Genomic DNA, 14291 nt, shown 5'->3' with positions numbered 1-14291 from the left:
GTAGACAACGGCCCGGCGGGGGCAGCCAGTCCGCGTCAGGTCGGTCCGAAGGTCGCCGCGCCGCATCCTCGCCCCACCGGCCGGGAAGGGCCTGGGAGCATCGGGGCGCGGCGTGAGCCGCGCCCCGATTTTCGTGTCCGGCCGGGTCAGTGGCCGCGGGGGCGGGCCCGCACGTGCAGGCGTTCGCCCTGCGGGCCGAACAGGGTGATCAGTTCGGCGGTGCCGGGGCCGGGGTTGACGAGCCGGTGCGGCACCCGCGTGTCGAACTCGGCGACCTCACCGGCGGTCAGGGTCAGGTCGTGCTCGCCGAGCAGCAGCCGCAGCCGCCCGGACAGCACGTACAGCCACTCGTAGCCCTCGTGGGTCTGCTGGCCCGGGTCGCCGGTGGGTGTGCCGGGCGGCAGGATCTGCTTGAACGCCTGCAGGCCGCCCGGCCGGCGCGTCAGCGGCAGGAACGTGACGCCGTGGTGGACGATCGGGCGGGCACGTACGCGCGGGTCGCCGACCTCCGGGGCGCCGACCAGCTCGTCGAGCGGCACCTGGTGGGCGCGGGCCAGCGGCAGCAGCAGTTCCAGGGTGGGGCGGCGCCCACCGGACTCCAGCCGGGACAGGGTGCTCACCGAGATGCCGGTGGCCTCGGCGAGCTGGCTCAGGGTGGTGCCGCGCTGTTTGCGCAGTGCCCGCAGCCGCGGCCCGACCGCGGCGAGCACTGCCGCCTCGTCGTTTGCCATACCGGCAACAATACTTGTCGCCTTGGGGTTCGGGGTGGAGCGTGGGCGGCGAAGGAGAACGACCGCAGGGGGGAACAGGTGGACGACAGGTACGACGTGGTGGTGGTCGGCGGCGGCGCGGCCGGGCTGGCGGGGGCGCTCGCCCTGGCCCGCGCGCGGCGCTCGGTGCTGGTGGTGGACGCGGGGGCGCCCCGCAACGCCCCCGCCGGGCACGTGCACAACTATCTGACCCGGGACGGCACGCCGCCGGCCGACCTGCTGGTTGCCGGGCGGGACGAGGTCACCGGCTACGGCGGGCACATCGTCAGCGGCCGCGTCGACACGGCCGCCCGCGACGGCGACGACTTCACCGTCACCCTCGCCGACGGGCGTACGGTGCGGGCGCGGCGGCTGCTGGTCACCACCGGGCTGGTCGACGAGCTGCCCGACGTGCCCGGCGTGGCGCAGCGGTGGGGCCGCGACGTGCTGCACTGCCCGTACTGCCACGGGTGGGAGATGCGCGACCGGCGCATCGGGGTGCTCGCCACCGGGCCGGCGGCGGTGCACCAGGCGCTGATGTGGCGGCAGTGGAGCCCCCACGTGCTGCTGCTGCGCCACGACGCGCCGCCGCTGACCCCCGACGACGCCGAGCAGCTCGCCGCCCGGGAGATCACCGTCGTGGACGGCCCGGTCGCCGACCTCGTCATCGAGGGCGACGCGCTCACCGGCGTCCGGCTCGGCGACGGCGACGTCGTCACGGTGGACGCCGTGGTGGTGGCGCCCCGCACCACCGCCCGCGCGGGCCTGCTGGCCGGGCTCGGGCTCACGCCCGTCGACGTGGAGATGGGCGGGCACGTCGTCGGCAGCCAGATCCCCGCCGACGCGACCGGCGCCACCTCGGTGCCGGGGGTGTGGGTGGCGGGCAACGTGGCGAACGTGTTCGCCCAGGTGATCGTGGCGGCGGCCGGTGGCCTGGCCGCCGGGGCCGCCATCAACGGCGACCTGATCGCCGAGGACACCCGCGAGGCCGTGCGCACCCGCCGGCACCAGGTCGCCACCATGTTCACCGCGCAGGCGTGGGAGGAGCGCTACTCGTCCCGCCCGTCGGTGTGGAGCGGCCGGCCCAACCCGCAGCTCGTCGCCGAGGCCACCGGGTTGACCCCCGGCCGGGCCCTGGACGTGGGCAGCGGCGAGGGCGCCGACGCGGTCTGGCTCGCGCAGCGGGGCTGGCGGGTCACCGGGGCGGACATCTCCCGCACCGCCCTGGACCGGGCCGCCACGCACGCCGACGCCGCGGGCGTGGCCGACCGGATCGACTGGGTGCACGCCGACCTGCGTGAGCAGCCGCCCGCCGAGGCCGCGTACGACCTGGTGAGCGCGCAGTTCATGCACCTGCCGGGCGACGAGCGGCGGGCCCTGTTCGCCCGGCTCGCCGCCGCGGTGGCCCCCGGCGGCACGCTCCTGATCGTCGGGCACCACCCGCGGGACCTGCGGACCACGGCGCACCGCATGCACCTGCCGGAGATGATGTACACGGCCGAGGAGGTCGCCGCGGACCTGGACCCGGCCCGGTGGGAGATCGCCGCGGCGCAGGTACGGCCCCGACCGGCCGTCGACCCGGACGGGAGGGACATCACGGTGTACGACGCCGTGCTCGTCGCCCGCCGCCGGTCCTGACCGGCCAACCCCCGCCCCACGCCCACACCGGGCGTGGGGCGGGCGGCCCGGCCCGGCGGCCGGGTAGCCTTCACCCCCGTGATCGTGGTGAGCCGCCCGTGACGACCGTCGACCGGGACCAGACGCACGCCGACGCGGAGCAGCCGCGTCCGGCCGCCGGGCCGCGCCCGCTTCCGCTGCGGGTGGCCGCGCCGCTGGCCGTCGCGGCCGGGCTGGCGCTGCTGGTGGCGTTCCCCCCGTACGGGGTGTGGCCGGCCGCGCCCGTCGGCGTGGCGTTGCTGGCCGCCGCCGCGCACCGGCGGCGGCTGCGCGCCGGCGCCGGCCTGGGCTTCCTGGCCGGCGTGGCGTTGTTCGCGCCGCTGCTGGCCTGGACGAACCTGCACACCGGCTACCTGCCGTGGGTGCTGCTGTCCCTGCTGCAGGCCGGCTACCTGGCGCTGCTGGGCGCCGCCACCGCCTGGGTGTCGCCCCTGGCCGACCGGGCCCGCTGGCGCTGGGCGCCGCTGACCGGCCTGCTGTGGGTGGGTCAGGAGGCGCTGCGCGACCGGACACCGTTCGGCGGGTTCCCGTGGGGGCGGCTGGCGTTCAGCCAGGGTGACTCGCCGCTGCTGCGGCTCGCCGCGCTCGGCGGCGCCCCGCTGGTGACCTTCGCTGTGGCCGTGGCCGGCGGGCTGCTCGTGACGGCCGGCTGGCGGCGCTGGAACGGCGACGGCTGGCGCAGCCCGCGCCGGTGGCGGCCGGTGGCCGCGCTGGCCGCCGGCGCGGTGCTGGTGTGCGCGTCGGGGCTGCTGGTGCCCGTGGGACGCGCCGGCGGCGGCGCCACCGCCACCGTCGCGATCGTGCAGGGCAACGTGCCGCGGCTGGGCCTGGACTTCAACGCCCAACGGCAGGCCGTGCTGAACAACCACGTCGACGCCACCCTCGACCTGGCCGCCCGGGTCGCCGCGGGCGCCCAACCCCGCCCCGACCTGGTCGTGTGGCCGGAGAACGCCAGCGACATCGACCCGCTGCGCAATCCGACCGCGGGCGCGCGGATCTCCCAGGCGGCCGACACCATCGGCGCGCCGATCCTCGTCGGCGCGGTGCTGGCCGGCCCCGAAGCCGGGCAGGTCCGCAACGCCGGCATCCTGTGGCGCCCCGGCACCGGCCCCGACATGGCGCAGCTGTACACCAAGCGGCACCCCGTGCCGTTCGCCGAGTACGTGCCGCTGCGCGACCTCGCCCGCATGGTCAGCAAGCAGGTCGACCGGGTGCGGGCGGACTTCGTGCCCGGCAGCACCCCGGGCGTGGTACGCGCCGGGCCGGTCGTCCTCGGTGACGTGATCTGCTTCGAGGTCGCCTACGACGAGGTGGTACGCGACACCGTCACCGGCGGGGCCCAGCTGCTCGTGGTACAGACCAACAACGCCACGTTCAACGTGGCGGAGGCCCGCCAGCAACTGGCCATGGTGCGGCTACGCGCCGTGGAGCACGGCCGGCCCGCGTTGATGGCCTCCACGGTCGGCGTGTCCGGGTTCGTGGCCCCGGACGGGCGGGTAAGCGACGCCACCGGGTTCAACACCCGCGAGGTGGTGGTGCGGCAGGTGCACCTGGCCGACGGGCGCACCCTCGCGACCCGGGTGGGCCTGTGGCCCGAGGTGCTGCTGGCCGGCCTCGCCGTGGCCGCCCTGGTCGCAGCGGCGGTGCTGCGCCGGCGGGAGCGCGTGGTACCCGGATAGACCAGCCGGTACGCCGGCGGGAGCGGAGGGGGACCGTGAACGAGGCGACCGGACCGACCCGGCACGCGGCGGACGTGAGCGGCGTGGGCCGCGTGCTCGTGGTGATCCCCACCTACAACGAGGCCGACAACGTCAGCGACATCGTCGGGCGCGTACGGCAGGCCGCCCCCGGTGTCGAGGTGCTCGTCGCCGACGACAACAGCCCCGACGGCACCGGTGTGATCGCCGACGCGCTCGCCCGCACCGACCCGCGGGTGCACGTGCTCCACCGCGAGGGCAAGCAGGGCCTCGGCGCCGCCTACCTGGCCGGGTTCACGTGGGCGCGGGAGCGCGGCTACGACGCCGTGGTGGAGATGGACGCCGACGGCTCCCACGCCCCGGAGGACCTGCCCGCGCTGCTGGACGCCGCCCGCGACGCCGACGTGGTCATCGGGTCCCGCTGGACCAGCGGTGCGCGGGTGGTGAACTGGCCGTTGCGGCGGCTGGCCCTGTCCCGGTGCGGCAACCTGTACGCGCGGCTGGCGTTGGGCATGCCGGTCTCCGACGCCACCGGCGGCTACCGGGTCTACCGGCGCAGCGCCCTCGATGCCATGGACCTGGCGTCGGTGTGCTCGCAGGGCTACTCGTTCCAGGTCGAGTTGTCCCGGCTGGCCCACCGGGCGGGGATGCGCATCACCGAGGTGCCGATCACCTTCGCCGAGCGGGAGCGCGGCGACAGCAAGATGAGCCCGCTGATCGTGGCCGAGGCGCTGTGGCGGATCACCACCTGGGCCGTGCAGGACCGACGGCAGGCGATCCGGCGCGGCCTGCACGGCACCTCCACCGGTCAGGTGCGGTGGCCTTGAGTCGGGTCGTGTCATGCTTGACGGGGGCGACAGCGGCGCCACCGGCGCCACGGACGCGATGAGGTGAGATGCGCCGAGGACTGAGGTTCGTACCACTGGCCCTGCTGACCGGGGTGGTGCTGGAGTTGGCGGTGTTCGTCCTGGTGGGGCGGGCCGTCGGGTTCGGTGCCGCGGTGCTGCTGGTGTTCGCGGCATCGCTGCTGGGGCTGGTGCTGCTGCGGCGCGAGGGGATGCGCGCGTGGCGCGGCTTCCGGGTCGCCGCCCAGGCCGGGCAGCCGCCCGGCCGGCAGGTGACCGACGGGCTGGTGGGGCTGCTGGGGGCGTTGCTGCTGGCGGTGCCCGGGCTCGTCAGCGGCCTGGTCGGGCTGCTGCTGCTCGTGCCGGGGCTGCGCAACCTGGCGCGCGCCGGCGTGCAACGCGCCGCCGAGCGCAGGGTGTCGTCGATGGTCGCCGGTGACCTGTTCGGGCCCCGCCGGGTGCGGGTGCGGCGGGGCGCCCCGCAGCCGACGCCGCCTCCTCCCGGCCCGGAACAGCCGGTGGTGGTCGACGGCGGCCGAGCGATCGAGGGTGAGATCGTCGACCGCTGACCGCAGACACGACGGCGCCCCGGGGAAGATCCCCGGGGCGCCGTGTCGTTGCTGGTGCTGGTGCTCAGGCCCGGCCGCGGCGGGTGCGGACCTCCTGCAGCCGCTCGGCCAGGATGTCCTCCAGCTCGGCGATCGAGCGGCGCTCCAGCAGCATGTCCCAGTGGGTGCGCGGCGGCTTGGCCTTCTTCTGCTCCGGCTCGCTGCCGTCGACCAGCCGGGCGACGCTGCCGTCGAACTTGCACTCCCAGGTCGTCGGGACCTCGGCGTCGACGGCGAACGGCACCTCGAACTGGTGGCCCTTGGCGCACAGGTACTCGCGGGTCTGGCGTGGCGCGAGCTCGGTGTTGCGGTCGGATTCGTAGCTCACCGCGCCCAGGCGGCTTCCGCGCAGCATACGCTCGCCCATGATCGACTTCCCCTCGTTCGTGGTGCTGGTCTTCTGGTGTAACGGTTGGTGCCGGTCGGGTCATTCCCGTCGCAGGGCGCGTGGCACCCACGGCCGGAGCCTGACCAAGGGTAGCCGGCCGTCACAGCGTCCCGACGAGGTCGCCCGCGGCCGGGACGCGACGGTGGAACTGTGCGACTGTCCCGGCGATGTTAACCGCCCCGACAAGCCGCAGGTTGCGCCACCGGTGGTCCCCGTCACGACCGGCCGCCCGGACCCCGGTGTCACGCCTGGCCAGGAGCCGGTTCGGCCCGCCCGGCGGGCGGGTCGGCGCGCTGTCGAGCTACCAATCCTGGGGATGCCCCCTGCCCGCCGTAGAGCGCACCGCCCATGCCCGTCGTGCGCTGTCGAGCTGCCCCATTCCTGGGGCAGCTCGACAGCGCGACGACCGAGAGCGGGCGCCCCGGCCGGTCACGCAACGAGAGGCAGAGCCTGCGAACCAGGGGCCAGGGGAATAGGCGTCAGGGAAACAGGGCTCAGGGCGCCGGGGCCGGCGTCGGCGGCAGCGGCAGCGGCAGCCCGGGCAGGCCGTCGATGCTCGTCGCCACGTGGTCCTTCTTCGTGAAGTAGGCGCTCAACGACTCGTCGTCCTCGCGGGCGAACCGCTTGCCGTGCAGGTCCCGATCGGCGTCGTAGCTCATGAACGGCACCGCGTAGCCGCACGTGTCGCGGATCAGCTCGGCGCGCACCATGATGATCGCCCGCAGGCCGTGCTGGCTGGTGTCGATGTCCGGGAAGTGGCCGATCAGCTCCGGCCAGCGCGGGTCGTTCCGGAACACCGGCTCCCCGCGACCGTGCACCCGCACGATGTTCGGCGGGCCCTGGAACGCGCACCACATGAGCGTGATCCGGCCGTTCTCGCGCAGGTGCGCGATCGTCTCGGCGTTGCTGCCGGCGAAGTCGAGGTAGGCGACCGTGCGCTCGTCGAGCACCGCCCACGACCCGCGCAGCCCCTTCGGCGACAGGTTGATCGTGCCGTCGCCGGCCAGGGGAGCGGTGGCCGTGAAGAACATCGGCTGCTCCTCGATGAAGGTCCGCAGCCGGCCGTCGATGCGTTCATGCGTCTTTCCCACCCGACCATCCTCCCGCCGGGGGTCAACCCGGCGCCGCAGCGTCCCGGCCAGTGGATCAGCGGGGCTCGGACGGCACGCCCTGCGGGGTGCCGAGCCGGGCCAGAGCCGCGGCCAGGTCGCTGACCTGCCCGGCGAGCTGGGCGACCCGCTGCTGGGCGGCGTCACGGTCGGCCTCGGCGGCCTGCAACCGTACGGTCAGCTCGGTGAGCCGGCCCTCTGCGGTGGCCGCCGCCCGCCGCGCGGCCGCCAGCTCGGCGGTGAGGGCGTCGCGGTGCGCGGCGGCGTCGGCCAGCTCACCCCGCAGGTGCTCGGCCGCCGCGGCGGCCTCCTGGCGCGTGGCCTCGGCCTGCCGTGCGGCCGCCTCGGCGCGCTCCCGCGCGCGGTCGGCCTGCTCCCGGGCACGGACGGCGTCCGCCTCGCCGGCCCGGGCCCGGGCCGTGTCGGTGCGGGCCTGCTCGATCTGGCGGCGCACGTCCTCGACCTCGGCGCGCCACCGCTCGGCCCGGTCGGTGGCCTCGGCGGCGTCGCGTACGGCCCGCTGCGTGTCGGCGCGCGCGGCGTCCCGCTCGGCGGTCACCTCGTCGGCGCGGCGCCGTTCGGCGTCGCGTTCCGCGCGTACCGTGCGCAGCTCCTGCCGGGCCGCGTCCCGGTCGCGTTCGGCCTGCACGCGCAGCGCCTCCGCGGCGCTCGCGGCGCGCTGCGCCTCGTCCCGGGCTTCGTCGGCCTGCCGGGCCCGGTCGGCGTCGCGGGCGGCCTGCGTACCGGCGCGGTCGGCCGCCGCGCGGGCGGCGTCCCGGTCGGTGAGCGCGGCCCGCGCCTCCTCGCGGGCGCGCGCGGCAGCGGCCGCCGCGTCCTCGGCGTCGCGGCGCGCCTCGTCCCGCTCGGTCTGCGCCGCGGCCACCTCGGCGGCGGCGTCGGCGCGGGCCTGGGCGAGCTGCCGCTCCACCCCCACGGGGGACAGCTCGGCGTGCAGCGCCTCAGTGAGGGTCTCCACGATCTGGTCGAGCCGGTCGACCGCCTCCCACGTCCGCGCCACCTGCCCGGGCAGGCCGGGGGCGTTGCGGTGCCGCATCCGGTTGTTGCGGGAGGCGCGCTGGCAGGCGCCGTCGTTGTCGCGGCAGTAGCGGAACGGCCGGCCCGCGCCGGCGCGCTGCGGCACCGGCCGTCCACAGTGGGCGCAGGGACGGGTGTCGGCGGGGGTGGGCTCGGCGTCCATCGAGGCCGAAGTCTAGTGCGGTGGCCGACGCCCGACCGATGCGCCGACTAGGGGGTGACGACCGCGGCGCGGGACCGGTCGGCGGCGATACGGACGGCCAGGGCGCCCAGCACGCTGCCCATCACCCAGCGCTGCACCCGCAGCCACAGCGGACGGCGGGCGAAGAACGTGGCCAGGGTGCCGGCGGTGAGCACGATGAGCGCGTTGACCGTCAGCGCGATGCTGATCTGCGTCACGCCGAGCACGAGGCTCTGGGCGGCCACGTGGCCGCGGTGCGGGTCCACGAACTGCGGCAGCAGCGACACGTACAGGATCGCGATCTTCGGGTTCAGCAGGTTGGTGACCAGGCCCATGGTGAACAGCCGCCGCGGCCGCTCCGGCGGCAGCGGCGCGGGCGTGAACGGCGACGCCCCGCCCGGGCGCAGCGCACGCCAGGCCAGCCACAGCAGGTACGCCGCGCCGCCCAGCTTGACCGCCGTGTACAGCGCCGGCACCAGGACGAACACCGTGGCGATCCCGGCCACGGCGGCCACCAGGTAGATCCCGAAGCCCGCGGCGACCCCCACCAGGGAGATCAGCCCGGCCCGGCGACCCTGCGTGACCGACCGGGAGACCAGGTAGACCATGTTCGGCCCGGGCGTGAGCACCAGACCGAGCGCCACCACGACCACGCCCACCAGCGCACCCGTACCCACCATGACCGGACCCCCTCACTGTTGATCAATCCGACGGTACGGGGTCCGCCCGCCACCGACCGAGGGCCAGTCCGCGGTCCGTGGACTGCGCGAGGCAGCGCCGGCGGGAATGACGGGCACCCGCCGGGGCGCTGTACGTACCGGCCGGGCGCCGACGGGCGGCGCGTTACCGTTTCCTGGGGAGGTGTCGAGTGACGAGCATGTGGGAAGCGGCCGTGGAGGCCCAGATCCGCTCCGCCCAGGAGCGCGGCGAGTTCGACAACCTGCCGGGCGCGGGCAAGCCGATCCCCGGCCGGAACCTGCCGTACGACGAGTCGTGGTGGATCAAGAGCTTCCTCGAGCGGGAGAAGCTCCCCGGCGACCTGCTGCTCCCGACCCCGCTGCAACTGCGCCGCCGGATCGAGCGGCTGCCCGACGAGGTGCGCGACCTGCCCACCGAGGAGGCCGTCCGGGCGCTCTGCGCCCTGCTCAACACCGAGGTGCTGGCCTGGCTGCGTACGCCGACCGGCCCGCGGGTCGTGGTCCGCCCGGTCAACGTCGACGAGGTGGTCCGCCGCTGGCGCGAGGACCGGCAGGCGCGCGCGGCCGCCGCGGTGTCACCCGCGCGGCTGCCGGCCACGGACCGTACGCCCCGGCGGGACTGGCGGCCGTGGCGCCGCCGCCGCGCGGCCTGACCCACCCGGCGCCCGGGCCCGCCGCGACCCGACCGCCGGCACGCCGGCACCACCGTGGCCGCCCGATACGGCACACTGAACCCGTGTCGATCATCCTGCGCGCACCGGCGACCGGCTCCGCGCCGGAGCTGCTCCTGCGGCCCTGGCAGGACGACGACCGGGACGAGCTGCTCGCGGCCTATCGGGACCCGGTGCTGCGGCACTGGACCCGGATCCCGGTGACCACCCCGGCGCAGGCCCGCGACTGGCTGAGCCAGGCGCAACGGGCCTGGCAGGACGGCAGTCGGCTCAGCTTCGCCGTCCGGGAACCCGACGCCGACGGCGGCGACCGGCTCGTGGCGAACGTGGTGCTCAAGCGGGTCCTGCCCGGGCGGCCGGACGCCGAGGTGGGCTACTGGACGGCCGCGCCGGCACGCGGGCGCGGCATCGCCGGGCGGGCCGTGGACGCGCTGAGCGGCTGGGCGTTCGCCCGGTACGGGCCCGGCGGCCTCACCCGGTTGGACCTGCTGCACCAGATCGACAACCCGGCGTCCTGCCGGGTGGCCGAGAAGGCACGTTTCCGGTTCGTCGAGGTGCTGCCCGCCCACCCGCCATTTCCGCGCGACGGGCACCGCCACGTACGCCTCGCGGAGCCGGCCGGCTGAGGTCCAGCATTGCCGTCGCGCGCACCGCGCGGCGCTTGTTATCGTTGGTCCGGCGAGATGATCAGACCAGGGAGGTCGGACATGGCAGGTGACGACGACATCTCCGGGTGATACCGGACATGTTCGGCCGCCGGCAGGCGCGCGTCAGCGCAGCCGCCGTGGCCGTGCCGTCGTTCCCTCGACCCTGTCTCCCGCCGGGCCGCGCCGCTGCGCGCCCGCCATCGTTCCGAGGTCTGTCGCATGTCCAGCGCATCCATCGTCGTGTCGAACCTGTCCTTCTCCTGGCCGGACGACACTCCGGTCTTCGAGAACCTCTCCTTCACCGTGGGCGAGGGCCGCACCGGCCTCGTCGCCCCCAACGGGGCCGGCAAGAGCACCCTGCTGAAACTGATCGCCGGCGAGTACGCGCCGACCGGCGGCAGCGTGTCCGTCGAGGGCGTGCTCGGCTACCTGCCGCAGACCCTGCCGCTCTCCGCCGACCTGACAGTGGCCGAGGTGCTGGGCGTCGCCCCGCTGATCGCGGCCCTGCACGCCATCGAGTCCGGCGACACCGACGAGGAGCACTTCGCCACCATCGGCAACGACTGGGACATCGAGGAGCGCACCCGCGCCGAGCTGGACCGGCTCGGGCTCGGGGACGTCCCGCTGACCCGGCGCCTGCACACCCTCAGCGGCGGGCAGGTGATCTCCCTCGGCTTGGCCGCCCAGCTGCTCAAGCGGCCCGACGTGCTGCTGCTCGACGAGCCCACGAACAACCTCGACGCCGACGCCCGGCACCGGCTCTACGCGGTGCTCGACGAGTGGCGCGGCGCGCTGCTGCTGGTCAGCCACGACCGGGCGCTGCTGGACCGCATGGACCGCATCGCCGAACTCGACCGCGGCGAGGTGCACCTGTACGGGGGGAACTTCACGGCGTACTCGGAGGCCGTGCGCGCCGCCCAGGAGGCCGCCGAACGTAACGTCCGCAACGCCGAGCAGGAGGTCAAGCGGGAGAAGCGGGAGATGCAGCAGGCCCGCGAGCGGGCCGCCCGCCGCGCCAGCAACGCCGCCCGCAACCTCAAGAACGCGGGCCTGCCGCGGATCGTGGCCGGGGGCATGAAGCGCAGCGCCCAGGAGTCCGCCGGCCGGTCGAACGAGATGCACGCCTCCCGGGTCAGCGAGGCACGGGCCCGGCTCGACGACGCGAGCCGCGCCCTGCGCGAGGACCAGGCGATCGCGGTCGAGTTGCCGGAGACCACCGTCCCGGCCGGGCGCACGGTCTTCGAGGCAGACGGCCTGCGGGTCAGCCACGGCGACCGGCCGGTCTTCGCGGGCGACGGCGTCGACCTGACCATCCGCGGGCCCGAGCGGATCGCCCTGTCCGGCCCGAACGGCGCCGGCAAGTCCACGCTGCTGCGGCTGATGAACGGTGACCTGACACCCGCCGATGGGCGGATCCGGCGGGCCGAGGGGCGGGTCGCATACCTGTCGCAGCGGCTCGACCTGCTCGACCTCGACCGCACCGTGGCAGAGAACCTGGCCGCGTTCGCCCCGGCGATGCCCGAGGCCGAGCGGATGAACCTGCTCGCCCGGTTCCTGTTCCGCGGCGCCCGCGCGCACCTGCCGGTCGGGGTGCTCTCCGGCGGGGAGCGGCTGCGCGCCACCCTGGCGTGTGTCCTGTTCGCCTCGCCGGCACCGCAGCTGCTGCTGCTCGACGAGCCGACCAACAACCTCGACCTGGTGAGCGTCGCGCAGCTGGAGAGCGCCCTCGGCGCGTACCGGGGTGCGTTCGTCGTGGTGAGCCACGACGAACGGTTCCTGCGCGACATCGGGGTGGACCGGTGGCTGCGGCTCGACGACGGCCGGCTGCGGGAGACCGGGGCGCCGGAGGCCTGAGCGGCAGCCACCCGCCGGGCACCGCACGAGCGCCCGGAGAAACCGGCTTTTCGCCGATGTGGCGGGGTCCGGCGCCCCGTGAACCCGCCACATCGACGAAACGGAGTCGATCACGGCATGACGGGCGGAGGGTCACGGGCGCCGAATCGCCTTGCCGGGCCTGTGGTGCGGCACTAGGGTCGTCGACGTGACTGCCGGGTCGGCCATGGGCCACGAGCGAGTGAGGCACCCGGCCGCCGAGTGAGCGCGCGGCGGGCACGAGCCCCGCCGTCCCGCACCCCCGCGACACCCTCTTCCTGGCACGCGGCCCTGTCCGGCCGCCGCACCCCATCCTCCCGCGGACGCCCGCTGCCGGCGTCCCGCGTACCTCAGATTCGACACGACACAAGGCGGAGCATGCCCAAAAACGCCAACCAACAGATCATCGACGAGTTCCGCGCCAACGGGGGCCGCGTCGGCGGCCCCTTCGCCGGTGGGCGGCTGATCCTGCTCACCACCACCGGGGCGCGCTCCGGCGCGCCGCACACCACCCCGCTGGGCTACCTGCCCGACGAGGGCGGCCGGATCCTGGTCATCGCCTCGGCCGGCGGTGCACCCCGGCATCCGGACTGGTTCCACAACATCCTCGCCGACCCGCACGTCACCGTCGAGGACGGCATCTTCACCTACCCGGCCCGGGCGGCGGTCCTCACCGGCGCCGAACGCGACACGGTGTTCGCGCGGGCCGCCGAGGCCGACCCCGGTTGGGCCGCGTACCAGGCGAAGACCAGCCGGGTCATACCGGTGGTCGCCCTGGAACGCGCCGGTGGCGGCCCGCCGGCCGCGGCGTCCTTGGGCGCGGCCCTCGTCCAGATCCACGACGCGTTCCGGCGGGAACTCGCGCTGATCCGCCGGGAGGTGGCGGCGGCCGGCCCCCGGCTGGGCGCGCAACTGCGGGTGAACTGCCTGGCGGTCTGCCAGGGCCTGCACCATCACCACACGCACGAGGACGGCGGCTTGTTCGTCGGGCTGGCGGCGCGGCGTCCCGACCTCGCGGCCACGCTGGAGCGGCTGCGCGCCGAGCACGCGCGGGTGGCGGTCCTCGTCGACCGGCTCCGGGCCGTCGTGGGCGACCGGGACACCGACCCCGCCGAGGTACGCCGGCAGGTGGACCAGCTCACCGACGAACTCGAACGCCACCTGGCGTACGAGGAGGAGCAGCTCGTGCCGGTGCTCGACGGGATGGGCTGAGGGCGCGTGTCCGCGCCGCCGGTCGCCTCGGGCGCCGGCGGCGCGGGCCGGCGATCCCGACGGCGCGGCCTCCCGACGGCGCTTTCGACGGCGGCGGGTCAGTGCGGCGCGGTGGCCACGGTGAGGACGTGGCTGCTCGCGCCGAGCAGGCTCGGCTCCTCCTCCACCCGGCGCGACAGTTCGAGCACCAGGTCGGTGCCCTCCCGGCTGGCCAGCAGCTCCGTGAGCCGGTGCTCCGCCATCCACAGCGGACCCTCCACGGCGACGCGCCGCCGCACGTCCAGGCCGGCCTCGGCCGGTTCACCGACCAGCTCGTCCGGGTGGTGGAAGTAGGCCGTGGTGAACCACGTGCGCTCGGCGTCGAGGTTGTGGTGCAGGCCGTCGACGAGAGCGCGTTCCACCAGCGGACGGAACCGGGGGTCGCTGAAGTAGTCCTTCACGAACCCGTCGAACAGCGAGGCGAACCGGCTGATGGTCGCGCCCACCACCACACCGCCGGGGCGGACGACCCGGCCCGCCTCCCGCCACACGGCGACCCGGTCGGCGCGCTCGGGCAGGTGGTAGAGCGGCCCGAAGAGCAGCACCGCGTCCACACTGTGATCCGCGGCGGGTAACGCGCGGGCGTCCCCGCGTGCGGCGGTCACGCCGGGGAGCGCCGCCGCCTCGGCCACGTGCTCCGGCACCGGGTCGACGACGTGCACCGCGTACCCGGCCCGTGCGAGGGGGCCGGCGTACACGCCGGTGGCGCCGCCGACGTCCACGACGGCCGCCGGGGGAGGGGGCAGCACCCTCGTGAGGACGTCCCACGTCCGCAGGAACTCCAGCCTGCCCTGGCCGGCGGCGAGCCGATCCCGTTCGCCGCCCTGCCGGTAGAAGTCCATGATCTCCGGCTTCAGCATCCG

General features: G+C 75.5%; 14 protein-coding genes. 8 read left to right on the top strand and 6 right to left on the bottom strand.

The genetic code is table 11. The features are described 5' to 3' along the window. Positions 1-146: 146 nt before the first annotated feature. Entirely contained in the window at positions 147-731 is a 585-nt protein-coding gene (locus tag D7193_RS27865) for a helix-turn-helix domain-containing protein (protein ID WP_120782607.1), read from the bottom strand. Between the two features lie 78 nt (positions 732-809). On the opposite strand from D7193_RS27865, the gene D7193_RS27860 reads away from it, so the two are divergent. From D7193_RS27860 to D7193_RS27845, 4 genes are all read left to right on the top strand, one after another. Next, positions 810-2387, top strand: coding sequence for a bifunctional NAD(P)/FAD-dependent oxidoreductase/class I SAM-dependent methyltransferase (locus D7193_RS27860; protein ID WP_120782606.1), 1578 nt, complete (start codon positions 810-812; stop codon positions 2385-2387). 182 nt (positions 2388-2569) lie between these two features. Next, the gene (gene lnt / locus D7193_RS27855; RefSeq protein ID WP_241563578.1) at positions 2570-4105 is read left to right on the top strand and encodes an apolipoprotein N-acyltransferase; all 1536 of its coding nucleotides are present in this window, start codon (positions 2570-2572) and stop codon (positions 4103-4105) included. A gap of 35 nt (positions 4106-4140) precedes the next feature. Next, positions 4141-4950, top strand: a complete 810-nt coding sequence (locus D7193_RS27850; protein WP_120782604.1) for a polyprenol monophosphomannose synthase — start codon at positions 4141-4143, stop codon at positions 4948-4950. A gap of 68 nt (positions 4951-5018) precedes the next feature. After that, on the top strand, positions 5019-5537 hold the full coding sequence (locus tag D7193_RS27845) for an FxsA family protein (RefSeq protein ID WP_120782603.1): 519 nt from the start codon (positions 5019-5021) through the stop codon (positions 5535-5537). A 64-nt stretch (positions 5538-5601) separates the two neighbouring features. Here the strand turns inward: D7193_RS27845 and D7193_RS27840 are convergent, their stop codons facing one another. The 4 genes from D7193_RS27840 to D7193_RS27825 all read right to left on the bottom strand — a co-directional run bounded on the left by D7193_RS27840 (position 5602) and on the right by D7193_RS27825 (position 8969). Further along, the gene (locus D7193_RS27840) at positions 5602-5943 is read right to left on the bottom strand and encodes an RNA polymerase-binding protein RbpA (RefSeq protein WP_046564157.1); all 342 of its coding nucleotides are present in this window, start codon (positions 5941-5943) and stop codon (positions 5602-5604) included. Positions 5944-6458: 515 nt separating this feature from the next. Continuing rightward, the gene (locus D7193_RS27835; RefSeq protein ID WP_120782602.1) at positions 6459-7055 is read right to left on the bottom strand and encodes a pyridoxamine 5'-phosphate oxidase family protein; all 597 of its coding nucleotides are present in this window, start codon (positions 7053-7055) and stop codon (positions 6459-6461) included. 55 nt (positions 7056-7110) lie between these two features. Continuing rightward, a complete protein-coding gene (locus D7193_RS27830) occupies positions 7111-8271 on the bottom strand; it encodes a coiled-coil domain-containing protein (protein ID WP_120782601.1) in 1161 nt (386 codons plus the stop codon). A gap of 47 nt (positions 8272-8318) precedes the next feature. Continuing rightward, positions 8319-8969, bottom strand: coding sequence for a LysE family translocator (locus tag D7193_RS27825; protein ID WP_120782600.1), 651 nt, complete (start codon positions 8967-8969; stop codon positions 8319-8321). 197 nt (positions 8970-9166) lie between these two features. Between D7193_RS27825 and D7193_RS27820 the strand changes: the two genes are divergently transcribed. From D7193_RS27820 to D7193_RS27805, 4 genes are all read left to right on the top strand, one after another. Next, a complete protein-coding gene (locus tag D7193_RS27820) occupies positions 9167-9640 on the top strand; it encodes a DnaJ family domain-containing protein (protein WP_241563576.1) in 474 nt (157 codons plus the stop codon). A gap of 83 nt (positions 9641-9723) precedes the next feature. After that, on the top strand, positions 9724-10284 hold the full coding sequence (locus D7193_RS27815; protein WP_120782778.1) for a GNAT family N-acetyltransferase: 561 nt from the start codon (positions 9724-9726) through the stop codon (positions 10282-10284). A 240-nt stretch (positions 10285-10524) separates the two neighbouring features. Then, positions 10525-12159 (top strand): ribosomal protection-like ABC-F family protein, encoded by a 1635-nt coding sequence (gene abc-f, locus D7193_RS27810; protein WP_120782598.1) that lies wholly within the window; start codon positions 10525-10527, stop codon positions 12157-12159. A 396-nt stretch (positions 12160-12555) separates the two neighbouring features. Then, on the top strand, positions 12556-13389 hold the full coding sequence (locus D7193_RS27805) for a nitroreductase/quinone reductase family protein (RefSeq protein ID WP_120782597.1): 834 nt from the start codon (positions 12556-12558) through the stop codon (positions 13387-13389). Positions 13390-13487: 98 nt separating this feature from the next. Here the strand turns inward: D7193_RS27805 and D7193_RS27800 are convergent, their stop codons facing one another. Beyond that, a complete protein-coding gene (locus tag D7193_RS27800) occupies positions 13488-14288 on the bottom strand; it encodes a class I SAM-dependent methyltransferase (RefSeq protein ID WP_120782596.1) in 801 nt (266 codons plus the stop codon). Between the last annotated feature and the right edge of the window lie 3 nt (positions 14289-14291).

Origin of the sequence: Micromonospora costi (assembly GCF_003626655.1) — a bacterium.
Classification (GTDB): domain Bacteria; phylum Actinomycetota; class Actinomycetes; order Mycobacteriales; family Micromonosporaceae; genus Micromonospora; species Micromonospora costi.
This window is presented reverse-complemented; position numbering and strand designations above follow the sequence as displayed.